Source organism: Dactylosporangium sp. CA-139066 (assembly GCF_050936175.1).
Taxonomy (GTDB): domain Bacteria; phylum Actinomycetota; class Actinomycetes; order Mycobacteriales; family Micromonosporaceae; genus Dactylosporangium.
On sequence record NZ_JBNJNH010000001.1, the window covers coordinates 7009951 to 7032337 of the forward strand.

General features: G+C 72.6%; 21 protein-coding genes. 11 read left to right on the top strand and 10 right to left on the bottom strand.

Annotated features, from left to right (window positions below; all coding sequences use genetic code 11):
* Positions 1–52: 52 nt before the first annotated feature.
* Positions 53–244 carry a hypothetical protein gene (locus tag ACQEVU_RS32200; protein WP_433330182.1) on the bottom strand — a complete coding sequence of 64 codons (192 nt, stop codon included), beginning with the start codon at positions 242–244 and terminating at the stop codon, positions 53–55.
* Between the two features lie 62 nt (positions 245–306).
* Between ACQEVU_RS32200 and ACQEVU_RS32205 the strand changes: the two genes are divergently transcribed.
* Positions 307–522, top strand: a complete 216-nt coding sequence (locus ACQEVU_RS32205) for a hypothetical protein (protein ID WP_433330184.1) — start codon at positions 307–309, stop codon at positions 520–522.
* Between the two features lie 9 nt (positions 523–531).
* The gene (locus ACQEVU_RS32210) at positions 532–1095 is read left to right on the top strand and encodes a hypothetical protein (protein ID WP_433330186.1); all 564 of its coding nucleotides are present in this window, start codon (positions 532–534) and stop codon (positions 1093–1095) included.
* Between the two features lie 789 nt (positions 1096–1884).
* On the opposite strand, the gene ACQEVU_RS32215 is transcribed toward ACQEVU_RS32210, so the two are convergent.
* Entirely contained in the window at positions 1885–3306 is a 1422-nt protein-coding gene (locus ACQEVU_RS32215) for a WGR domain-containing protein (protein ID WP_433330188.1), read from the bottom strand.
* Between the two features lie 172 nt (positions 3307–3478).
* Between ACQEVU_RS32215 and ACQEVU_RS32220 the strand changes: the two genes are divergently transcribed.
* Together ACQEVU_RS32220 and ACQEVU_RS32225 are read left to right on the top strand one after the other, a co-directional pair.
* Positions 3479–5209: a GTP-binding protein gene (locus ACQEVU_RS32220; RefSeq protein ID WP_433330190.1), complete on the top strand. Its 1731-nt coding sequence runs from the start codon at positions 3479–3481 to the stop codon at positions 5207–5209.
* An 8-nt stretch (positions 5210–5217) separates the two neighbouring features.
* Entirely contained in the window at positions 5218–6162 is a 945-nt protein-coding gene (locus ACQEVU_RS32225; protein ID WP_433330192.1) for a small ribosomal subunit Rsm22 family protein, read from the top strand.
* On the opposite strand, the gene ACQEVU_RS32230 is transcribed toward ACQEVU_RS32225, so the two are convergent.
* The gene (locus ACQEVU_RS32230; protein ID WP_433330194.1) at positions 6159–8006 is read right to left on the bottom strand and encodes a glycoside hydrolase family 9 protein; all 1848 of its coding nucleotides are present in this window, start codon (positions 8004–8006) and stop codon (positions 6159–6161) included. The genes ACQEVU_RS32225 and ACQEVU_RS32230 overlap by 4 nt on opposite strands.
* 272 nt (positions 8007–8278) lie before the next feature.
* Here ACQEVU_RS32230 and ACQEVU_RS32235 point away from each other — a divergent pair, with 272 nt between their 5' ends.
* The 4 genes from ACQEVU_RS32235 to ACQEVU_RS32250 all read left to right on the top strand — a co-directional run bounded on the left by ACQEVU_RS32235 (position 8279) and on the right by ACQEVU_RS32250 (position 12466).
* Positions 8279–8797, top strand: a complete 519-nt coding sequence (locus ACQEVU_RS32235; protein WP_433330196.1) for an SRPBCC family protein — start codon at positions 8279–8281, stop codon at positions 8795–8797.
* Positions 8798–8862: 65 nt separating this feature from the next.
* Complete coding sequence (locus tag ACQEVU_RS32240; RefSeq protein ID WP_433330199.1) at positions 8863–9387, top strand: PadR family transcriptional regulator; 525 nt, start codon at positions 8863–8865, stop codon at positions 9385–9387.
* Positions 9388–9416: 29 nt separating this feature from the next.
* Positions 9417–10094 carry an ABC transporter ATP-binding protein gene (locus ACQEVU_RS32245; RefSeq protein WP_433330201.1) on the top strand — a complete coding sequence of 226 codons (678 nt, stop codon included), beginning with the start codon at positions 9417–9419 and terminating at the stop codon, positions 10092–10094.
* On the top strand, positions 10091–12466 hold the full coding sequence (locus ACQEVU_RS32250; protein ID WP_433330203.1) for an ABC transporter permease: 2376 nt from the start codon (positions 10091–10093) through the stop codon (positions 12464–12466). The genes ACQEVU_RS32245 and ACQEVU_RS32250 overlap by 4 nt, the downstream gene beginning before the upstream one ends.
* Positions 12467–12567: 101 nt before the next feature.
* Here the strand turns inward: ACQEVU_RS32250 and ACQEVU_RS32255 are convergent, their stop codons facing one another.
* On the bottom strand, positions 12568–13218 hold the full coding sequence (locus ACQEVU_RS32255; RefSeq protein ID WP_433330205.1) for a hypothetical protein: 651 nt from the start codon (positions 13216–13218) through the stop codon (positions 12568–12570).
* A 65-nt stretch (positions 13219–13283) separates the two neighbouring features.
* Positions 13284–13445: a hypothetical protein gene (locus ACQEVU_RS32260; protein WP_433330207.1), complete on the bottom strand. Its 162-nt coding sequence runs from the start codon at positions 13443–13445 to the stop codon at positions 13284–13286.
* A 107-nt stretch (positions 13446–13552) separates the two neighbouring features.
* On the opposite strand from ACQEVU_RS32260, the gene ACQEVU_RS32265 reads away from it, so the two are divergent.
* Both ACQEVU_RS32265 and ACQEVU_RS32270 read left to right on the top strand, forming a co-directional pair.
* The gene (locus ACQEVU_RS32265; protein ID WP_433330209.1) at positions 13553–14449 is read left to right on the top strand and encodes a hypothetical protein; all 897 of its coding nucleotides are present in this window, start codon (positions 13553–13555) and stop codon (positions 14447–14449) included.
* A gap of 191 nt (positions 14450–14640) precedes the next feature.
* Complete coding sequence (locus tag ACQEVU_RS32270) at positions 14641–15561, top strand: septum formation family protein (protein WP_433330211.1); 921 nt, start codon at positions 14641–14643, stop codon at positions 15559–15561.
* A gap of 4 nt (positions 15562–15565) precedes the next feature.
* On the opposite strand, the gene ACQEVU_RS32275 is transcribed toward ACQEVU_RS32270, so the two are convergent.
* Positions 15566–16300 carry a peptidylprolyl isomerase gene (locus ACQEVU_RS32275; RefSeq protein WP_433330213.1) on the bottom strand — a complete coding sequence of 245 codons (735 nt, stop codon included), beginning with the start codon at positions 16298–16300 and terminating at the stop codon, positions 15566–15568.
* Positions 16301–16370: 70 nt separating this feature from the next.
* Positions 16371–19097, bottom strand: coding sequence for a cellulose binding domain-containing protein (locus ACQEVU_RS32280; RefSeq protein ID WP_433330215.1), 2727 nt, complete (start codon positions 19095–19097; stop codon positions 16371–16373).
* A 323-nt stretch (positions 19098–19420) separates the two neighbouring features.
* Here ACQEVU_RS32280 and ACQEVU_RS32285 point away from each other — a divergent pair, with 323 nt between their 5' ends.
* Positions 19421–20515, top strand: coding sequence for a hypothetical protein (locus ACQEVU_RS32285; RefSeq protein ID WP_433330217.1), 1095 nt, complete (start codon positions 19421–19423; stop codon positions 20513–20515).
* 31 nt (positions 20516–20546) lie between these two features.
* Here the strand turns inward: ACQEVU_RS32285 and ACQEVU_RS32290 are convergent, their stop codons facing one another.
* The 3 genes from ACQEVU_RS32290 to ACQEVU_RS32300 form a co-directional block, all read right to left on the bottom strand.
* Entirely contained in the window at positions 20547–20672 is a 126-nt protein-coding gene (locus ACQEVU_RS32290) for a hypothetical protein (protein ID WP_433330219.1), read from the bottom strand.
* Between the two features lie 219 nt (positions 20673–20891).
* A complete protein-coding gene (locus ACQEVU_RS32295; protein ID WP_433330221.1) occupies positions 20892–21245 on the bottom strand; it encodes a DUF1304 domain-containing protein in 354 nt (117 codons plus the stop codon).
* Positions 21242–22366, bottom strand: a complete 1125-nt coding sequence (locus ACQEVU_RS32300; RefSeq protein WP_433330223.1) for an NADP-dependent oxidoreductase — start codon at positions 22364–22366, stop codon at positions 21242–21244. Before ACQEVU_RS32300 ends, ACQEVU_RS32295 begins: the two co-directional genes overlap by 4 nt.
* Positions 22367–22387: the final 21 nt, after the last annotated feature.

Below are 22387 nucleotides of genomic sequence, written 5' to 3' on the forward strand. Positions count from 1 at the left end.
TGGTCGCCGGCTCCTCAGCGTGAGCCGGCGCGCCGCGCAGGTCGCCGCCTCGTCAGCGTGAGCCGGCGCGCCGCGCCAGCAGCATGAGCGCCGCCCCGACCAGCGCCGCCAGCACGCCCAGCACGGCGTAGACGACGGTGAGCAGCCAGGAGCTGTGCTCCTGCCCGATCTCGACCCGCACGGCGATGGCGGCGAGCACCGCAAGTACGAGGAAGAAGATCCCGGTCGGCCGCGCCCAAGTCATGTGGCCCAGTACACCATCCGCGGGCAAGTGCCCGCGAGATCCCGGTGCTACCGTGCCCGACCATGCGCCGCAGCACACTGCTGCTGCACACCAGCGTCGAGTCCGAGGGCCTGTGCTCGTGCGCCGCGGCCGAGCTGGGCGACACCGACGGCGACCTGGTGCGGCGCACCGGCATCCTCCGCGACGCCCTGCGCTCGGACGGCGGCGCCCTGGCCATCGCCTGCCTGCATCAAGGCATTGGACGCCGCCCCACTCCCCCGAGCGTAATGATCCACTAACCTGGTGTAGTGGAATCCAGGCAGGTCGCCGCGGCCGGCGCCGCCGCCGTGCTGCTCCCCGCGAGCGGTTTCCTGCCGTGGTGGAGCGTCCGCGTACGGGTCGACGACCGCTACGTTACGTATGCGTACTCGGCCTGGAGCATCTCGACCTGGTGGACCGCCGCCGTCGCCGTCGCCACGCTGGCCGTCGCGGCCTGGCTGGCCTGCCGCCTGCTGCTGGGCCGCGTCCCGCGCGTCGCGCACCTGCTGGTGCTGGCCGCCCTGGCCGCGTCGCTATTCCTGGTGATCGACGGCCGCCGCCGGGCCGAGCCGTGGCCGGCCACGACGGAGCGGGCCGAGCTGATCGTGGGCGAGCTCGGCCAGTACCCGCCGGAGCAGGACACACGCCGCCGGGCCGAGCAGGCCGCCCGCGAGATCGCCGACGGCTGGTCGCGGCGGGACCACCTGCACGCGTACCACGCCGACGGCCTGGAGGCCGACGCCGGCTGGGGCCTGTGGGCGGGCGTAGCGTTGCTCACCGCGTCGGCCGCCGCCCTCACAATCGCGTGGCCGCCGAGACGACCGCCTCCGTAGACTCGCCCGTTGCGCCCGTTGCGCCCGTTGCGCCCGTGCACCCTTCGCCGATGCGCCGCAGCGGGTTTCGCTGCGCTTCCAGCGCCTGGACAACATCCCGGGCGTCCGCCGCGACGACACGCTGTGGTTGCTGCGGGACCGCTGGGACGCGAGATGCATCGGCGCCCTCCGCTCGCGCTTCGCCCACGCCGCCCTTCGCCTCGGCGTCGTCGGGCAATCGTGGTGTCCCCCCGACGAGGCCGGACGGCACGCGGAAGCCTCGGCCGCGGCCGCGTGTTGAAGTGGCTGCTACGAGCATTCGCAATCCGCGACCAACGCAAGAGCCCCTCGCGCCACTGACGAGGACTTGCCAATGTTTCTCTCCCGGATCATGCGAAACCGCGCACCGCCGACCGCTACCCCCCGCACGAGAGCGCAACCCAGCCAACGACCGCAACCACTACCCAAAGCCCACGCCACCACAACCAACGGCACGCCCGCCGACCACTACCCGCAACGAAGCGCAACCCAGCCAACGACCGCAACCACTACCCAAAGCTCACGCCACAACCAACGGCACGCCCGCCGACCCTGCCCCGCAACGAAGCGCAAGCCAGCCAACAACCACGCCCACTGCCCGGACCCCACCGCCAAAACGGCACGCCCGCCGACCACTACCCCGCAACGAAGCGCAAGCCAGCCGGCGGCCGTAACCACTGCCCAAACAACGGGCAAGAGGGGCGCGCGCGGCCCCCCGGCCCGGCCCGCCCCCCGGCCCCGGCCCACCCCCCGAACAACGCCGCGCGACGATCAGACCAGCCGCTTCACATCGCCCAGCGCGCGATAGAAACCACCCCGCGCCGCCTCGCGGACCTCCGAGACCAGGTACCGCGCGCCGGGCTCGCGGATGCCCTTCGGGAACTGGACCTGCCAGTCCGAGTGGTAGCCGGCGCTGACCACGCGGATGCGCAGGCGCGACCCTTCGGCGACGCACTCCACGACCACGCCCTCCGACGGGTCGGTGGCGACCTCGACGGTGGTGGACGGGGCGACGCGCGCCATCTGCGACGGGGCCTTCACGTCGACGAAGTCGGGCACGACGCCCTGCTCGGCGGCGCGCACGGCCGACTCGCTGGCGTCGATGCAGGCCAGGGAGCCGTCGGTGGTGACGATGTAGAGCTTCTCGTCGTGGTATTGCATCGAGTAGGCGCTGCCGCAGCCCGTGCCGAGCTTCCACAGGCGGGTGCCGTCGGCGGCGAAGCAGTAGACCGACGAGCGGTGGTCGCCGGCGAAGACGTAACGGCCGTCGGGGGCCGTGGCGCAGGAGAAGACGGTGTCGTCGCAGCGGTACGTCACGCCGGGGCGGCCCGACTTGCTGAACTGCAGGACCGCGTTGGAGGACATGCCGGCGTAGAGCGACTGCGACTCCTGCCAGCCGAAGAGGACCGCGCCGTTGGTCGCCTGGTGCCACAGCTCGTCGCCGGTGCGCCAGTCGTAGCTGGTGACGCCGCGGCTGTGGCCGTGGTGCACGGCGGTGGCGTCGCAGCGCACCATCCAGCCGGCAGAGCCGTGGCCCTGCTGGCGCCACAGGAACTCGTCCTCGTGGTCGATGCTGCACACGCCGCCCTTGGCGTCGGAGACGCCGAGGATGCCGTCGTGGATGTCGAGCCAGTAGATGTCGATGTCGGGGGCGATGGCGTAGGCCAGGCGCGGCACCTTGCCCGACAGGTCGTAGACGTTGCCGTCGTCGCAGCCGGCGTAGATCCAGGCGTCGTCGGCGACGATGCACTTGACGCCGTCGGGGAGCTGGAACTGCCGCTCGACGGTGGCGTCGTGGCGCAGGACCGTGATGGTGCCGGACTCGTTGCCGACCATGCACACGTCGCCGTCGATGAAGATGCCGAACGCCGGCGCGCCCGAACGGTACTTCCACAGCACCGGCGCCGTCTTCGCCGTCGAGCGCTGGCTGACGATCTGGCGGCGGGTCACCGAGCGCGGCGCCCGCTGGCCCTGCACGGCCGGCGCGTAACCCTTGCGCACCTTCTCGCCGATCTTCTTCGCCGCGTCGGCCTGCGCCTTCGCGTCGTCGGAGTAGGTCGTCGTCTTCGACTGCCCGGCGTCACCGATGCGGCCGTAGCGGATCGTCATCTGATTACCGTCGATGGTGACCTCGTAGAACTTGTGGGCGCTCCCGGTGTCCTCGGACAGTTCCAGATACGTCGTCTGCGGCATCGGCCCGAACCTTTCTGGCGTTGAGGGGGTCGCGGACAGCGTAATGAGGAGGTACGACAAAAAATTCGCGGGTAGAGTCCGCAGAGTCCGACGCGAAGTCGAGGAGGAGCCATGCGCGCACGTGTCACGTCCCGGCCGCTGCCCATCTCGCCCGCGAAGGACCCGACACGTCTTGGACATCCTCAATCTCGGCATCGTCGCGCACGTCGACGCCGGTAAGACCAGCCTCACCGAGCGCCTCCTGTTCGACGCCGGCGTCATCGAACGCCTCGGCAGCGTCGACGCCGGCAGCACCCAGACCGACACGCTGGAGCTGGAGCGCCGCCGCGGCATCACCATCAAGACCGCCGTCGCCACGTTCGGCATCGGCGGCCTCACCGTCAATCTCATCGACACGCCCGGCCACCCGGACTTCATCGCCGAGGTCGAGCGCGCCCTGCGGGTGCTCGACGGGGCCGTCCTGGTCGTCTCGGCGGTGGAGGGCGTGCAGGCGCAGACCCGCGTGCTGCTGCGCACCCTCGACCGGCTGCGCGTGCCGGCGCTGGTGTTCGTCAACAAGACCGACCGCATGGGCGCCGACCCCGACCGCGTGATCGGCCAGATCCCGGGCGCCGTGCCGATGTGGCGCGACGCCGCCGAGGCCCTGGCGGAGCGCGACGACGAGGCCCTGGCCGCCTTCGTCGCCGGCGCCTCGATCCCGCCCGGCGTGCTGCCGAGGCTCACGGCGCAGGCGCGGATCCGCCCGGCGTACCGCGGATCGGCCATCACCGGTGAGGGCATCGCCGAACTGACGGCCGGCATCGCCGCCCATCTGCCGAGGGCCGCAACGGATACGGAGGGCCCGCTCAGCGGCGTCGTATTCAAAATAGCCAATAGATCGGCATTCGTCCGGATCACCCGGGGAACGCTCCGCGTCCGCGACCTCGTCAACGGCGAAAAGGTCATCGCCATCGACGGAGGCCACAAGACCCGCATCGAAGCCGGCGAGATCGGCCGCATCCAAGGGCCGCGAAACATCAGGATCGGCGACACCATTGGCGACACGGCAGCAACGAAGGCGGCATTCGCGCCACCCACCATGGAGACGACCGTCGAGCCGCAGGACGCGAGGCAGCGGCACGACCTGCACGAGGCGCTGAGCGAGCTCGCGGCCCAGGACCCGCTCATCAACCTGCGGATGGACGAGGAGAGCCGGCAGCTGAAGGTGTCGCTGTACGGCGAGGTCCAGAAGGAGGTCATCCGCGACACGCTCGCCGAGGAGTACCGGATCAAGGTCATCTTCGGGGAGACCGTCACGATCCACCGGGAACGCCCCGCCGGCCGGGCGTGCGCGGGCGCCACGATGCAGCGCGACGGCAACCCGCACATGGCCACGCTCGAGCTGCTGCTCGAACCCGGCGAGGACGACGTGCACATCGCCGTGCCGGTCGAGCACATCCCGATGTACGTCTACAAGACCGCCGCCGCCTTCCAGGAGGCCCTGCGCCGGTACGTGCGCGACGCCTTCGCCCGCGGCGGCCGGCACGGCTGGGACGTCGTCGGCGCGCGCGTGACCGTCACCCGCTGCGGGTACAGCTCCCCGGACACCACCGCCGGCGACTTCAAGCGGCTGGTGCCGGAGCTGCTGCAACGGGCGCTCGCCGAGGCCGGGACGGTGGTGTGCGAGCCGATGCACCGCTTCGCGATCGAGGGCCCGGCCGGCGCGCTGACGGCGACGCTCGGCGCCCTGCCGCGCTTCGGGGCGGTCCCGGAGCCGCCGGAGGTCGACGGCGGGCGGTTCACCGTCGGCGGCGTGCTGCCGGCCGCGCGGATCACGGCCCTGGAGCGGGCGCTGCCCGGCCTCACGCACGGCGAGGGCACGATGGAGACGGCCTACGAGGGCTACCGGCCGGTGCAGGGATAATGGGCGCCATGCCTGATCTTCGACAAGCCCTGGATGTCGTACTTCAGGACGTCGCCCCGGCCCGCCTCGCCGACTCGGTGCGCAGGCTCATCGGCGACTACCGCGGCGGCGCGCCGGCCACGGAACCGTTGCTGCGCAACATGGTCGACGCCACCGCATACGCGGCCTACCGCATGCCGGCCACCCACGCGGCGGTCACGGCGGCCCTCGGACAGCTGCCCGAGGGCCTGGCGCCGCAGAGCCTGACCGACCTCGGCGGCGGCACGGGCGCGGCGGCGTGGGCGGCCCGCGACGTCTTCGGCCGCATCCCGGTCACCGTGCTGGACCAGGTGCCGGAGGCGCTCAAGCTCGGCGAGCGCATCGCGAAGGGCGAGGGCTTCGCGTGGCAGGAGTGGCGGCTCGGCGAGCCGGTGCCCGCGGCCGACCTGGTGACGGTGTCGTACGTGCTCACCGAGCTCGACGAGGAGGGCCAGCACGACCTCGTGGCGCAGGCCAGCGCGGCCGCGGCCCGGGCCGTGGTGCTGGTGGAGCCGGGGACTCCCCCGGGGTACCGCCGAATCCTCCTCGCCCGCGAACGGCTCATCGCCGACGGCTGGCATGTGGCGGCGCCCTGCCCGCACCAGCTCGCGTGCGGCCTGCAGGGGCGGGACTGGTGCCACTTCGCCGCCCGGGTGAACCGCTCGGCGCTGCACCGGCGGCTCAAGGACGCGAGCCTCGGCTACGAGGACGAGAAGTACGCCTTCGTCGCCGCCACCCGGGAACCCGGCGGGGCGGCGGGGCGGATCGTGCGGCATCCGGTGTACCGCAAGGGGCTCGTCTCGATGCAGCTGTGCCGGGCCGACGGATCCGTCGGCCCGGCACTGGTGTCCAAAAGGGAGGGTCCGCTGTACAAGGCGGCCCGGGACGCGGAGTGGGGCGGCCAGTGGCCGCCCCAGTCCGATGAGGCGTTTTAGGCGTTGTCCGCCACGAAGGTCGAGACCCAGGCGAGCGAGGCGTTCCAGTTGATGGTCAGCTCGTTCGTCGACCACGACTTGATGTCGTCCATGTAGCACAGCTGCGGCTTGCACCCCTGCAGGGCCGCGCTCGCGACCTCGTCCTGCAGCTGCGAGTTCGGGCCGCCGGCGAGGGTGCCGCGCGGCGGGTTCGGCAGCTTGGGGTCGAGCTCGTGGGCGTACCAGCGGCTGTGCTGGTTCTTCGAGGCCTTCTCGCCGTAGCCGGTGACGTAGGACTGGTTCAGCGCGTTGCGGCCCAGGATGTAGTCCATGCCGGACAGCACGCCGTCGCGGTACTTCGCCTTGCCGGTGATGTCGAACGCGGTGCCGACGACGGCCAGGTTGTTGAGGATCTGGCTGTTGGAGCCCCAGTCGTAGCCGCCGTTGGGCGCGTACGGCTGGCCGTAGGCCTGGCCGTCCATGGTCTTGAGGAACGCGTCGGCGCCCTGGACGACGCTCTGGCGGACCCGGTCGCGGTCGGCCAGCTTGTTGTCGACCGTGGCCAGGTCGAGACGGCCGAGCGCGGCGGTGTTCTGCCAGTCGAAGGCGCGGTTGAAGATGTCGGCCTTGTGCACCGGCGAGGACGTCACGTCGGTGCCGTACTGCTTGTCGCCGGTGGTGATGTACAGCTCGGCCGCGGCCCAGTAGAACTCGTCGGACACGTCGCCGTCGCCGTAGGCGCCGCCGCCGGTGGAGTCGGAGTCGGGCGCGTACATCTTCGGGTGCTCAAGCGCCGCCGCGTACGCGGTCTTGGCGACCTCGAGCAGGTGCTCGGCGTACTTCTTGTCGAAGGGCTCGAAGACCCGGGCGCCCTGCGCGGCCGCGGCGGCCAGGTTCAGCGTGGCCGCGGTCGACGGCGCGTGCAGCTGCCGCTGCTGGGTGTCGGCCGCCGGGTCCATCGGCAGGCCGGTCCAGGCGGCGTCGGTGACCTTGTGGTGCGCCATGCCGGCGAGCGGCTTGCCCGCCGGGACCTGCATCTTCGTCAGGAAATCGAGCTCCCAGCGCGCCTCGTCGAGCACGTCCGGGGTCTTGCCGCCGCGCTCGGGCAGGCGCAGCTGGCGCGCCTCGGCCGCCTTCGAGTTGCGCTCATAGGAGCTCATGAGCTGGGCGACCGAGATGCCGCCGTTGACGACGTACTTGCCGTGGTCGCCGGCGTCGTACCAGCCGCCGGTGACGTCCAGGGTGTAGTCGCACACGCCCGGCTGGCACGGGACCTTGGTGTCGCCGCCGCCCGGGGTGTCGGCGGTGTGGCCGGCCTTGCGGGCGTAGCCGGGCGCGATCTTGTCGTCGATGGCGATGCCGCTGCGCTGCGGGTAGTAGAAGGACAGCGCGTCGATGCCGAGCTGCTTGTACGCCTTCGGGTCGAGGTCGAAGGGCAGGCTGGCCTTGCCGTCGACCTCGAGGGTGTAGGTGTGGCCGGTGCCGCGGTACGAGCTGAAGTCCACGACGTGCGTGTTCTGCCCGGAGCTGGGGTCCATGCCCTTGGGCTGCGACTCGCCCGACGCGACGACCTTGCCGGCGTCGTCCTTGAGCTGCCACGGCAGTGGCTGCGCCGAGTCCGAGATCACGGTGGCGCGCTTCGGGCCGTCGGGCAGGTAGCCGACCTGGTTGACGCGCACCGGGGTGTCCGGGATGTGGTCCGGGGTCGCCGGGAACGCGTAGGCGCTGTCGGCTCCGCCGGTGCCGGGCAGGGCGCCCTTGTCTCCGGAGAAGACGATCGGCAGGGCTACCGCGGGTACCGCCACGATCGCGGCGACGGCGGCAAGGCGGGCTTTGCGTGAAAGCGAAATGGCAGGCAGGCGCACAGCACTCCTCGTCGGTCGGGTTCGGGGGTGGGGGTTCGGCGCCAAATCGGGTGATTACCGGGTGATTACGGCGCGTCCCGGCGAACCTACCGGGCCACCAAATGCACAAAGTGGACATAAAGGTCCGGTTGTGACCCGGGCCACACACGGGGGCCGCCATTGGCACAAACGCTCCTACAACCGCAGGAGTTCGTTTGGTACACCGGGCGGGCGTATATGCCCTATGAGGCATACAGTGGGGTCAAGACCGCCGATCACGCATTGGAGGAGTCATGTTCGATCCCGGACCGGCCGCCGAGGTCGCGTACACGGCCGCCGAGGGCGGGCGCTGGACCCTGCGGTTCGCGCGCGACCTGCGCCACCCGCCGGAGCGGGTCTGGCGGATGCTCACCGAGCCCGAGCGCCTGGCGCTGTGGGCGCCCTTCACCACCGATCGCGGGCTGGACCGCACCGGGCCGGCCACGCTGACGATGATCGACGGCGCGACCGAGATGCCCATGGCGGCCGAGGTGCTGCTGGCCGAGGAGCCGCGCGTCCTGGAGTACACCTGGGGAGAAGACCGGCTGCGGTGGGAGCTCGAGCCCGACGGCGCGGCCACGCGGCTCACGCTGTGGCACACCACCGGCGACCGTGATTTCGTCCCGAAGCTGGCGGCGGGCTGGCACCAGTGCGTGCGGGTCATGGAGCTCGACCTCGACGGCACGCCGCACCCGCCGGTGCGCGGGCAGGACGCCATGAACTACGGCTGGGCCGACCTCGAGGCCACGTACCGCAAGACGCTGGAGATCTAGCAGCTCACCGTGCTCTACACGACAGGTACACACACCACGTATACCTGTCGTGTAGAGTCCCCGGCATGCCCATCGGTCAAGCGTTTCTCGGGCTGCTTGAGGCCCGGCCCCGCCATGGTTACGACCTGAAGCGGGCCTACGACGAGCGGTTCGGCGCCGATCGCCCCCTCGCCTACGGGCAGGTCTACGCGACCCTGTCCCGGCTGCTCAAGCACGGCCTCGTCACCGTCGACAGCGAGGAGTCGGCCGAGGGGCCCGACCGCAAGCGCTACGCGGTCACCGACGCGGGCGTGGCCGACGTCGAGCGCTGGCTGGCCCAGCCCGAGAAGCCGGAGCCCTACCTGCAGAGCACCCTCTACATGAAGGTCGTGCTCGCCCTGTCCACCGGCCGCCCGGCCTCCGACGTGCTGGACACCCAGCGCGCCGAGCACCTGCGCATGATGCGCGAGCTGACCCGCCGCAAGACCGCCGGCGACCTGTCCGACCAGCTCATCTGCGACCACGCGCTGTTCCATCTCGAGGCCGACCTGCGCTGGCTGGAGCTCACCGCCGCGCGCCTCGACGAGCTCGCCGGGCTGGTGAACGCATGAGCGGCACGGAGCGAAGCGGCGGTGCTGGCATGAGCGCCATCCTGGTCGCCGACGACCTACACAAGGCGTTCGGGCCGACGGCCGCGCTCGACGGGGCCTCCATGTCCGTCGGGGCCGGCGAGATCGTGGCCGTCATGGGACCCTCGGGCTCGGGCAAGTCCACCATGCTGCACTGCCTGGCCGGGATCATCCGGCCGGACTCGGGCCGGGTGTCCTACCGCGACCAGGACCTCACCGCCATGTCCGACGCCCGCCGCAGCGCCCTGCGCCGGGGCGAGTTCGGGTTCGTGTTCCAGTTCGGCCAGCTCGTGCCCGAGCTGACCTGCCTCGAGAACGTCGCCCTGCCACTGCGGCTGGACGGCGTGCGCCGCCGCGACGCCGAGCGGCGGGCCGCCGAGTGGCTGACCCGCCTCGAGATCGACGACGTGTCGCGCAAGCGGCCCGGCGAGGTCTCCGGCGGCCAGGGCCAGCGCGTCGCCGTCGCCCGGGCGCTGGTCACCGGCGCCCGCGTGGTCTTCGCCGACGAGCCGACGGGGGCGCTCGACTCGCTCAACGGCGAGCGGGTCATGCGCCTGTTCACCGCGGCCGCCCGCGACAGCGGCGCCGCCGTCGTGCTCGTCACGCACGAGGCCCGCGTCGCCGCCTACTCCGACCGTGAGATCGTCGTGCGCGACGGCAAGGCGCTCGACCTGGAGCGGGCCCGATGACGGCACCCGCGGCGGTCCGCCCGCACGGCCGGCCCGGCCGGGTGCGGCGCTGGACGGCCGAGATCGGCCTCGGCGCGAAGCTGGCCCTCAGCGGCGGCCGCGAGGGCGTGCTGCGCACCGCCCTGACGGCGCTCGGCGTCGGGCTCGGCGTGGCCGTGCTGCTACTCGCGGTGGCCATCCCGGGCATCCTCGACGGCCGGCACACCCGCACCGACGCCCGCGACGACCTGCGCTTCGGCGAGCCCCCGCCGAGGAGCGACAGCACCGTGCTGTCGATGCCGATCAACAGCACCTACCACGACCGGGCGGTCAACGGCCGGTTCATCCGGGCCGAGGGCGCCCACCCCGCGCTGCCGCCGGGCGTGCCCGCGCTCCCGCCGGACGGCTCGATCGTCGTCTCCCCCGCGCTGCGCGACCTGTTCGAGCAGCCCGACGGCGCCCTGCTGCGCCAGCGGTTCCCGCAGCCGATCGCGGGCGTCATCGGCAAGGAGGGCCTGTCGGGCCCCAACGAGCTGTATTTCTACGGCACCCGCGACACCCTGTCGATCGACCAGCCGGGCGTCATGCGTGTGGCCTCCTACGGCTCGACGAGCAAGGGCGACCCGCTCTCGCCCGTCCTGCTGCTGCTCGTCACGATCATCTTCGTGGCGCTGCTCATGCCGGTCGCCATGTTCGTCGCCGCGGCCACCCGCTTCGGCAGCGAGCAGCGGGACCGCCGGCTGGCCGCGGTGCGGCTCGTCGGCGCCGACACGTGGATGACCCGGCGCGTCGCCGCCGGCGAGGCGGTCGTCAGCGCCGCGGCCGGCGTGCTCATCGGCGGCGTCTTCTTCCTGGCCGGCCGGCACTTCGCCGAGCGCTTCGAGCTCGCCGGCATCAGCATCTTCGCCTCCGACATCCGGCCGGCCCCGCTCCTGGCCGCGCTGATCGTGCTCGCGGTGCCGCTCGCCGCACTCGCCATGACGCTGCTGGCCCTGCGCCGGGTCGTGGTCGAGCCGCTCGGCGTGGTCCGCAAGGCCACCGCACGGGCCCGCCGGCGGATCTGGTGGCGGCTGCTGTTCCCGGTCGCCGGCTTCGCCCTGCTCGTGCCGCTGTTCGCCGACAAGGCGCAACGGTTCAACGTCTGGCAGGCCACGTCCGGCATGGTCCTGCTGCTGCTCGGCGCCGCCGCCCTGCTGCCGTGGCTGTTCGACCGCGCGGTCGCCCGCCTCGGCTCCGCCGGCGGGGTGTCCTGGCAGATCGCGGTGCGCCGGCTGCAGCTCAACAGCGACGCCGCGATGCGGGCCGTCAACGCGGTCGCGGTCGCCGCGGCCGGCACGATCGCGCTGCAGATGGTGTTCGCCGCCGCCTCGGACGAGGGCGTCCGCACCAGCCGGCAGGACGTGAGCCGCGCACAGGCGATCATGACCGTGTCGCTGTCGCCGGCGATCGCCGCCCGCACCCCCGCCGACATCGACTCGCTGCTGCACCGCACGACCGGCGTGACGAGCGTGCACTCCTACCGCACGACCTGGGCACACGTCGGCGAGGGCGACCAGGAGCGCGGCTTCGAGGTCGCGGTCGCCGACTGCGAGACCCTGCGCCTCATGGCCGACCTGCCCGGCTGCGCCGACGGTGACGCGTTCGTGGTCGACCCGGCGTCGTTCGCCGACCGGCAGATGTCCGGCCAGGACGCGACCGGCATGTCCGGCAAGACGGTCACGCTGGGCAACAACGACGACGACCTCGTCGAGTGGACGGTACCGGGCGGCCTGAAAACGGCCCGCGAGCACCGCGACCCCTACGGCATGGACCACGACGGCCTGCTGCTCACCCCCGGCGCCGCCGGCGCCCCGGCGGTCCGCGACCAGCAGCGCGTCTACGCGTTCGTGGGCCTCGACCCGCGCACGCCCGATGCCGACGAGCAGTTGCGCAACGCCGCCATGGGCCTGAGCCCGACCGCCGACGTGAGCATCCTGTCCTCGCACACGACCGACAAGACGTTCGCGAGCATCCGCCGCGGCCTCTACGCCGGCGCCACGGTCATCCTGGTCCTGGTCGGCCTGAGCCTGCTGGTCGGCACCCTGGAGCAGCTGCGCGAGCGCCGCCGCACGCTGGCCGCCCTGGTCGCGTTCGGCACCCGCCGCGGCACGATGGCCCTGTCGGTGCTGTGGCAGACGGCCCTGCCGATCGCCCTGGGCCTGATCGTCGCCGCCGCGCTGGGCTCGGCCCTGGGCGCCGCGCTGCTGCGCATCGTGGCGGTCGAGGTCCGCCTGGACTGGCCGGGCGTCGCGATGGTCAGCGCCATCTCGGCGGCGGTCGTCCTGCTGGTCACGGCGGCGAGCCTGCCGGCGCTGTTCCGCCTCATGCGGCCGGAGGGCCTGCGCTTCGAGTAGCACGCTCGGGCCCGGGCGGCGAAATTTCCCCGCGCGGCCGGGCCCGAAGCTGCCGCCGAACCCGAAACGTCGCGGCCGGGCCCTACATGCGGCCGGAGCGCTTATGAAGTTGCGGCCTGGTCCGAAATTGTCGCGGTCGAATCCGAAGGCGAGAGGCGCCGGGCGGTCAGGTGGGACTCGACCCAGGACGCGAGCCGGTGGGCGGCGTCCTGCGGGGTGCCCTCGTCGGTGCGGACGATCGTGGGGACCGTGGCGCGCAGATGGGCGGCGAAGGCGATGTGGCGGTCCACCTCGCGTTCCCGCCAGCGCGAGCGGACCTCCAGCCGCGCCGTGCGCACCTCGTCGGTGCAGTCCAGCGCCGCGAAGTGCAGGTCGGTGACCCAGCGGCGGCCCGGCAGGTCGGCGAGCTGGGGCTCGGTGAAGGGGCCCAGCAGGACCGTCGGGCGGGCGCTCTGGGCCGCGCCGTGGGCGACCGTCAGCCAGGCGTCGCGCAGGGCCGGCCAGTCGACCTCGCCGTACTCGCAGGCCCGCTCGAACGGGCCGATCAGCCAGTCGACGTCGAAGACCAGGCAGGTCGGCAGGGCGGCCACCAGGTGCGGGAAGACCGCGGTCTTGCCCGAGGCCGATGCGCCCGTGACGACGAACAGCGGCAGGCGGCGGGCCGGTTCTGTGGCGCCGCAGTCCGGGCAGACGGCCAGATCGCCGGCCGGGGACATCACGATCGGGTCGTCGCAGCGCTGGCAGTAATGCACCGCTCGACAGTATTGGCACGCCCGCTGGGCGGAAAGCGGGCGTGGACTCGAGAAATGGAAAACAGTCAGGCGATCAGGCGCGTGAAGAAATCGCCGAACCCGGTGCCGACGTGGCCGATCAGGTCGGCTATGCCGCGGACGACCTTGGCGGCCGAGTCCGGGCGGAAGGCCACGAACCAAACGACGAAGACCGCGGCGGCCCACGTCAGTGTCTTTTTCAGAGTCATGAACCTTGTTGACCTTGCCCCGTGCGAGTCATGGCTTATCGAAGACCAAAGTACCTTTGCCGGGGCGTGATAGAGGCCGAAATGGCGGCTGTCGCATAATTGCGGGAATGTCGATGCCCGCGGCCGTGCGCCGCCTGCCGTCCGTGCCGGGCGTGTACCGCTTCCGGGACGACGCCGGGCGGATCCTGTACATCGGGCGGGCCACGCAGCTGCGGGCGCGGGTCGCGTCGTACTGGTCGGATCTGCGCGACCGGCCGCGGCTGCGGCGCATGGTGGCCCAGGTGCGCGCCGTCGAGGCCGTGGCCTGCGACTCCGTGCACGAGGCGGCGTGGCTGGAGCACAACCTGCTCATGCGCCGCAAGCCGCGCTGGAACCGGACCCGCGGCGGGCAGGAGTCCACCGTCCATATCGGACTCGACTCGGGGCCGGATACGCCCGGGGTGCGCATCTCCCACCTGCCGACACCGGGGTGCTTCGGGCCGTATCTCGGCGGGGCCCGCACCCGGCTGGCCGTGTCGGGGCTGCACCGGATCAGGCCCCTGGCGTACACCGGAAAGCGCCTGAGCGGCGCGGAGCGGGACCTCGCCGAGAAGCTCGGGGTGACCGCGGCCGACCGCGACGGGTTCGCCGCGTCGGTGGCGGCGATCCTCGCCCGCGAACCGGGGGCGGTCGCCGCGGCGCGGGCCGACCTCGAGGCGGTGCGCGACCGGGCCGCCGAAGGGCTGCGGTTCGAGCTGGCCGGGCAGATCCAGGAGGAGCTCGAGGCCCTCGACTGGCTCACCGGCCCGCAGCGGGTGTCGGCGCTGGAGCCGGTGGACCTGCGCGCCGCGGGCTACGCCGGCGGGGTGCTGGTGCTGTTCACGGTGCGGGCCGGGCGCCTGGACGAGTGGGCCCAGCGGCCGTCGACGCCGGGGCGCGCGGCGCGCTACCTGGCCGCGACGCCCGACGAGTGGCGCGGCTTCGCCGAGCGCGCCGCCCAACTCGCCGTGACACTGGCCGAGTAGGCGAGCGCCCAGCACGCCACCCGGCCGCGACGCCCGACGAGTGGCGCGGCTTCGCCGAGCGCGCCGTGACGCCGGCCGAGTAGGCGAGCGCGCGGCACGCCACCCGGCCGCGACGGCCGACGAGCGGCGCGGCTTCGCCGCGCTGCCGACCGGGACAGCGCGGCGCGCACCCGGTGATCTACAGTCTCGCCGTGCGCCGCATCGCCCTGCTCGCCGCCGTCGTTGCCCTGCTCGCCGGCTGTTCAGTGCTGTCCAAGCCCGCCGGCACCGACGGCGACCTGACCAACGGTTGGGCCGCCCAGCCCTCGCCGTCCGAGCGGGTGCCCGCGACCGGCTCGTGCCTGACGACCGGCGGCATCGTGGCGTACAACGACAAGGCCGACCCCCAGACCACCCCGGCCGACTGCACCGGCAAACACAAGCTCGAGGTCGTCAAGACCGGGCGGTTCCCGGACGACAGCTCCGTGCCGGGCTGGGGCAGCAAGCCGATGCAGGCCGCGTACGCCGACTGCGGCAAGGCCGCCAGCGACTACCTCGGCGCCGACTGGCACACCGGCTGGCTCTTCGTCCACGTCGGGCGGCCCTCGAGCGCGGCCTGGGCCGGTGGCGCCCGCACCTACGTGTGCGGCCTCGCCGAGTTCGAGCGCACCGACTACAGCGCCCGAGCGCTGGAGCGGACGAGCAGCCTCAAGGGCGAGCTCGCGAAGGCCGACACCGCGGCCGCGAAGCGCTGCGTGCGGCTGGTCGGCTCCGGCAGCGACTCCTACGGGTTCTACAAGTCCATCGCCGGCGAGGAGCGCGTCGACTGCGCGACCCCGCACGACGGCGAGTTCGCCGGGATGGTCGCGCTGCCGGACGGCGCCTACCCGTCGTGGCAGGCGCAGTCCGACTACCTGTTCCCGCGGTGCCTGCAGATCGTCGCGGCCTGGCTCGGCCTTTCCGAGAACGCGTTCAACCGCCGCACCGACATCTGGCTGTACTACACCTACCTCGACGACGAGACCCAGTGGTTCGCCGGCGACCGGACCAGCGGCTGCTACGCGATGGTGCCCACCAAGCACCTGGTCAAGGCGTCGATCAAGGGCCTCGGCGGCGGGAAGCTGCCGGCCTGACGCCTCAGCTGTACACGACCTCGACCTTCTGCAGGTCGACCTCGACCTTCGGCGTGCCGTCGCTGGGGAAGCTCGGGTCGGTCGGGTTGGCGCCGCCGGCCGCGACCTTGTCGACGATGTCCATGCCGGTGCTGACCTTGCCGAGCATCGTGTAGTTCAGGTCGAGGCTCGTGTTGTCCTTGTAGTTGATGAAGAACTGGCTGCCGCTGGAGCCCGGCTGGCCGGTGTTGGCGATGGCGACCGTGCCGCGCAGGTACGGGTCGGTGAGGTTCTCCTCCAGGTAGCTGTACGCGGGGCCGCCGTAGCCGCTCGCGGACGGGTCGCCGCACTGCAGCACCCAGATGCCCCCGGTGGTGAGCCGGTGGCACTTGGTGTTGTCGAAGAACTGCTTGCCGGCGAGGTAGAAGAAGCTGGCCACGGCGCAGGGGGCGCGCCGGCCGTCGAGGTCGATGACGATCGGGCCGAGGTTCGTCGTGATGCGCATGACCGCCTGGCGGGCCCGGGCCGTGGCCGGCGGCACGCCGACGTCCTTGGTCGCGGCCTTGACGCTCGGGTCGGGCGTCTCGCTGGGCGCCGTGTACTTGCACGTGACGCTGCCGCCGGTGCCGGCCGGCGAGGTGGGGCGCGGGGCGCCGGAGGCGGCGAGCGGCCGGCCGTGGGCCGGGCCCGCGGTAACGGACGCCGAGCAGCCGGCGAGGAGCAACACGGACAGGAGGCTCAGGGCTTTGCGCAAGGTCACCCGCTCACGGTAGTGCAGCGATGCACGGGCCCCCGCGGTTGGCGTCGCGGGGGCCCGTGGCCGGTGACCGTCAGCTCACGGAGCAGGCGGTGCCGTTGAGGGTGAACGCGGTCGGCTTCGCGTTCGTGGTGTTGTTCCAGCCGGCGATGAAGCCGAACTCCACGGTACCGCCATTGGCGGCGATGGTCTTCGTGTAGTCGACGTTCGTGACGGTCACGTTCGCGCCGCTCTGCGTGTAGGCGCCGCCCCAGATCTGCTGGACGACCTGGCCGTTGGCGTACGTCCACTTGAGCGACCACCCGTTGACCGCGGTCGACGAGTTGTTCGTGATCTTCACGCCGCCCTGGAAGGCGCCGCCCCACTGCCCGGCGATGCTGTACGCCACCGAGCACCCGCCGGCCGGAGGCGGCGGCGACGAGGACGCCGAGCGCGACGGCGACACCGACACGGACGGGGAGACCGACCGGGACGGGGACACCGACACGGACGCCGACGGCGAGGCCGAGTACGACGGCAGCGGGCCGGTGCGGTCGCCGTAGATGATGCCGCGGCCGTTCGTGCCGAGGTAGACGCGGCCGAAGATGCGCGGGTCACCCGTGATCGCCTCGCCGATGTTGCCGTACTGGTGCTGGTCGTCGTTGATGCGCAGCCACGTCGCGCCGGCGTCGTCGGAGCGGAACACGCCCTTCTTGGCGTCGACCTGCCCCACGATGAACACCGCCGGGTTCGTGCGGCCCGGTGCCGCCTTGCCGAAGCCGACCGCCTGCGCCGCCGTCACCGCGGCGACCTTGGCGAACGAGGTGCCGCCGTTGGTCGAGCGCAGCAGGCCGCCGGTGTCGCCGGCCAGCCAGACCTCGCCGGTCGCCCCGGCCACCGCCTTGAACTTCGCGGTGCTCGGCAGGCCGGTCGCGGCCGCGGTGAAGCTGGCGCCGCCGTTGTGGCTGACGTAGAAGGTGCCGCCGGAGTACCCGTAGAAGGTGTTCGGGTCGACCCGGTCGGACTCGACGATCGCGTTCTGCGGGATGCCGCTGGCCTGCGTCCAGCTGTTGCCGAAGCCGACGGAGTACACCACGGCGCTGTTCTTCGGCGCCCACAGGAACCGGGAACCGTCGGCGTTCGCGGCGATGGTGCCGCCCTCGTTGATGCCGCCCGGCTCGGTGCCCTGGAACCAGTTCGCGCCCCCGTCGGTCGAGAACGCGGCGTGGCTGTCGCCCGGCCGGTCCGAGTCGGTGAAGTTGCCGGCGCGGACCATGACGCTCGGGTTGAGCTCGGCGTAGTCGAGGCTGGTGGTCGACGTGAACACCGGCCCAGTGAACATCGCCGAGGGCACCGCGTCGAGGTTGGTGTGGCGGAAGCCGCCGATGTCGCCGAGCGCCGAGACGAGCGGGGCGCCGGTCGGCGGGCTGATCAGGTCGAGGACGGCGGTCTCCTCGAGGCCCGGGGCCATCGGCTTGATCGTGATCTGGCCGCCGGTGTCCCAGGTCGTCAGGTCGGTGCTGCCGTAGATCGTGGCGCCGGTGCCGTACATGAACCGGTTGGAGTTGAACGGGTCGATCTCCAGGGACTCGTTCATCCAGCCCAGCTTCGGGGTGACCTCCGGCGGCTGGGGGTTCGTGCCGAAGTTGAGCCACGGCGAGCGGGTGATGTCCATCTTGTACCGGAAGCTGCGGTTGGGGTAGCTCGTCCAGTCCCAGATCCGGGTCCACGTCGCGCCGCCGTCGGTGCTGCGCCAGAAGATCGCGTCGGGCCACCACGACACCTGGGTCGCGACCATGATCGTGTTCGGGTGCTGGCGGTCGACCGTCAGGCCGCTGTAGCCGAAGTAGTCGTCGCTGCTGCTGGACGGGACGGGGGAGATGTTCGTCCAGGTGCCGGTGGCCGTCGCGTACTTCCAGACCTCGCCCTTGGCGCCGTCGTACGGGCCGCCGGTGTCGCTCGTGGCGATGTACAGGTTGCCGCCGGTCGTGTCGAGCACGCCCTTGTGGGCGATGTACCCGGTCGGCTGCCCGGCCAGGCGGGACCACGTGGTGCCGCCGTCGGTGCTGCGGTACACCGTGTTCTGCTTGTCGGCCACGCCCACGTAGATCGTCTGCGTCGTGCTGCCGGCGCTGCCGGTGCGCTTGTCGAAGGTCACCCAGACGACGCCCTGGTTGTCGGTCAGGTACCCGTTGGCGTCGTTGGGGTCCTGCACGTAGTTGCCCGGGTTCGGGAACGACGTCACCTTGGCCCAGGTCACGCCGGAGTCGGTGCTGCGCCACAGGCCGTTGCCGCTGGGCGTGCCGAGGTACAGGATGGAGTTCTTGTTGGGGTCGATCGCCAGGCGCTCGCCCATGCCCCGGCCGGGCATGTTGCCGCCGAGCTTGAACGGCAGCGCCGTGGCCTGCCAGGTCGCGCCCTTGTCGGAGGAGCGCAGCACGGCGCCGTTGTTCGGGTCCCAGGAGTTGGTGTACATGCCGACGGCCGCGTACACCTTGTTCGGGTCGACGGAGTCCGTGGCCAGGCTCACCACGCCGTTGTAGCCCCAGTTGTCCTGCCCGACCCAGTCCAGCAGGGGGATCCAGCGGTTGGTCGTCGGGTCGAGGCGGTACGCGCCGCCGATGTCCGTCCGCGCGTACACCAGGTTCGCCTGCGCCTGGTTGAAGATGATGCCCGGCACGAAGCCGCCACCCTCGATCTGCACGTTCTTGAACGCGTACGGGTCGGCGGCAGCGGCCTCCGCGGGCCGCACGGCGGTCTGCACGGCGAAGCCGATGGCCGCGACCACCACGGCCGCCACGGCACACGCGCCGAACCTCATCGATCTGTTTCGTTGCTGCTGGGGGCTCAATCGCATAGCGCGGATGGTGTGAGCCGCCTCCGTCCCGGGTCAATGACGCCCAGCTAGGGGGCTGGTCAAGCGCTTCGACAATGTGAAACTCTCACGGCCCCGCACCCGTGCCCGACCCGGCCCGCACCCGCCGCCCGGCAACGTTAAGGGCCCCGGACCTGGAGGCCTGCCCGTGCTGCGCAGCGTGATCACCGGCACCACCGCATCGGCCGCGGTCCTGGCGACGGACATCACCGCCGCGCGCTGAGCCCGCCTGTTTGGAAACGGTGTTCAACACCGGCTACCGTGCTGCGGTGACTTCGGCGAGCCCACCGTCGGCGCCCCGTGGCCCCTGGCGCCGGGCGCGGCCGCTGATCGCCCTGGCGGTGGCCCTCGCCGCCGGCGCCTGGCTGCTCACCGTCGTCGAGTCAGCGCCGCCGGCCTCCGGGCCCACGCCCGCGGTCGCCGCCGCGTCACAGCCGCCGCCCGACGCCGTGTCGACGCCCGGCCGGCTGGCCGACGGCACCGAGTACACGCCGCTGTTCTACGCCGACGCCGCCACGTCGGTCGGCACCGCCTCCACCGCCGCCGAGGACCGGCTCGTGCTGCGCTCCCCCGCCGGCGAGCGAGAGCTGCGCCGCGTCCAGCGCGACCGCTTCGCGCAGTTCCTCGGCTTCACCGCGGCCGACGGCTTCGTGTACTGGGCCGAGTCCGGGGCCCTGCCCGGCGGCAGCTACGAGACCCGGCTGTGGCGCGCCCCGCTGGACGCCTCGGCCGCCCCGGCCTCGCTCACCGCGGACACCGGCGCCGTGGTGTTCTTCGACTCGGAGTACGACCTGGTCGTCGCCGGCGGCCGCGTGCACTGGATCGCCGCGCCGCCCGACGACTCGGCCCGCACGGAGCTGCGCAGCGTGCCGGTCGGCGGCGGCGCGGTGACCACGACGCCGTTCGAGGGCCGCTTCCGGCACACGGCGTGGCCGTGGCTGGTGAGCGTCGACGACCAGGCCCCGCTGGTGCTGGCCAATCCCGAGACCGGCGAGCGCCGCACCGTCACCCGCGCCGCCGCCGAGACGGTCGTGTGCACGCCGCAGTGGTGCCGCTCGATGGTGGACGTCGGCGACCGCCACCTGTACGACGTGCGCCACCCCGACGGCTCCGCCCGCCGCCGCGTCCCCGGCGACCTGACGGCGATCACGGTCGACGCGGCGATCGCCGGCCGCTACGAGCTGTTCACCGAGCTGAACGCCGGCCAGGTGCGCCTGGTCTCGTACGACCTGACGACCTCCGCGGTCCGCGTGCTGAGCCCGGGCGTCGGCGTCGTCACGGCCCGGGCCGGCGTCGTGTGGTGGGCCGACCGCCCGGCGTCGCCGACGTCGTGGCGGTCGATCGACCTCCGCAAGCTGTCGTAACGACGCCGCCGCCCGAGCCCGTCTGCGGCGCTCAGCGCCGCAGCAGCAGGTTGACGGCGAGCGTGCACACCACCGACAGCAGCAGCGAGCCGAGGACCATGACGAGGCAGCCGAGCGCGCCGCCCAGCGGCCGCACCTCCACGTTGCCGATGCGCATGCCGTGCGTCCTACCCGCCCGCCCCGCCCGCGAACCGGGCCGGGCACCGCAACCGCCCGGCGACCACCGCCGGACCGCGCGGCCGCCGACGTCGGCGGGCTTGACGGCCCGGGTCATCCGTGCGTCCAACCCGCCCGCGAACCGGGCCGGGCACCGCAACCGCCCGCGACCACCGCCGGACGGCGAGGCCGCCCACGTTGACCGGCTTGACGGCCCGGGTCAGCGGGCGATGAGCACCGCGGCCAGGGCCACGGCGCCCGGGAGGGCCTGCACCAGCAGGATCCGGCGGCTGGCGGTCGCCGCGCCGTAGAGGCCGGCGACGATGACGCAGATCAGGAAGAACACCTGGAACGCCAGGCTCGACGCGATCAGGCCGTAGACGAGCCCGGCGACGAGGAAGCCGTTATACAGGCCCTGGTTGGCGGCGAGCGCCTTGCTGGCGTTGGCGAAGTCCTCGGTCGTGCCGAACGCCGCACGCGTGCGCGGAGCCGTCCAGAGGAACATCTCGAGCACCAGGAAGTACAGGTGCAGGGCGGCCACGAGCGCGACGAGGACATCGGCGGCGATCTTCACGTGCCGGAGCCTACCCGCACCAGGAGCTTTCCGGTCTTGTGCCCGGTGGCGAAGTGGGTCAATGCCCGCACGGCGTCCGCGAACTCGTATCGCGCGGCGATCCTCGCCCGCAGCCGGCCGGCCAGCGCGTCGGCGGCGACCTCGGCCATCCCGCCGTGGCGGGCCTCCATGTCGAGCACGAGCCGGACGTCGACGTCGTCGTGCGCGGCGGGCGGCGGGAACGTGATGCTCAGCAGGGTGCCGCCGGGACGGACGGCCGCGACGAGCCGGTCGAGCCGGTCGCCGGGCAGCACCAGGTTGAGCGCGAGGTCCACGCCGTCCGGATAGTCGTCGTAGCCGACCGCCTCGGCCGCGCCGAGCGAGCGCACCAGATCGGCATCGCCCGCGCTCCCCGCCACGGCACCGGCATCGCGACCGGCCGCCACCACGTGAGCGCCGGCCTCGGCCAGGCGGCTCCCGGCCTCGGCACCGGCATCGCGAGCGGCCGCCACCACGCGAGCGCCGGGCTCGGCCGCGTTCCCCGCCGCGGCACCCGCATCGCGAGCGGTCGCCACCACGTGGGCGCCGGCCGCGGCCAGCAGGGGCAGCACGGCGGTGCCGACGCCGCCGGTGGCGCCGACGACCAGGACCTTCATGCCGGGCCTGACCTCGGCGGACGCCATGAGGGCGCGGGCCGTGAGGCCGACCGTGGGCAGGGCGGCCGCCTGCTCGACGTCGAGCGCGGCGGGCCTTCGCGCCAGGAACGGCGTCTCGGCCTCGAACACCGCGTATTCGGCAAGGGCGCCGGTGCTGAGCGACGAGCTGCCCATGTGGCGCAGCGCCCGCGGGGTGGCGAAGCCGAAGATCTCGTCGCCGGGCTCGAAGCGGGTGACGCTCTCGCCGACGGCGCTCACGGTGCCGGCGAAGTCGTTGCCGGGGACGTGCGGGAACGGCAGGTCGACGGCGCCGCGGAAGTCGCCGGCGGCGAGCCGGACGTCGGCGGGGTTGAGCGACACGGCGGCGATGCGGACCTGGATCTGGCCCGGTCCGGGCTCGGGAATCGGCAGCTCGGCGATCGTGTGGGCTTCGGGAGGGCCGTATTGGAAGGCGACGAGGGCTTGCATCGAGGTCAAGCGGACCATGCGGTCACCTTATCGTAAGCG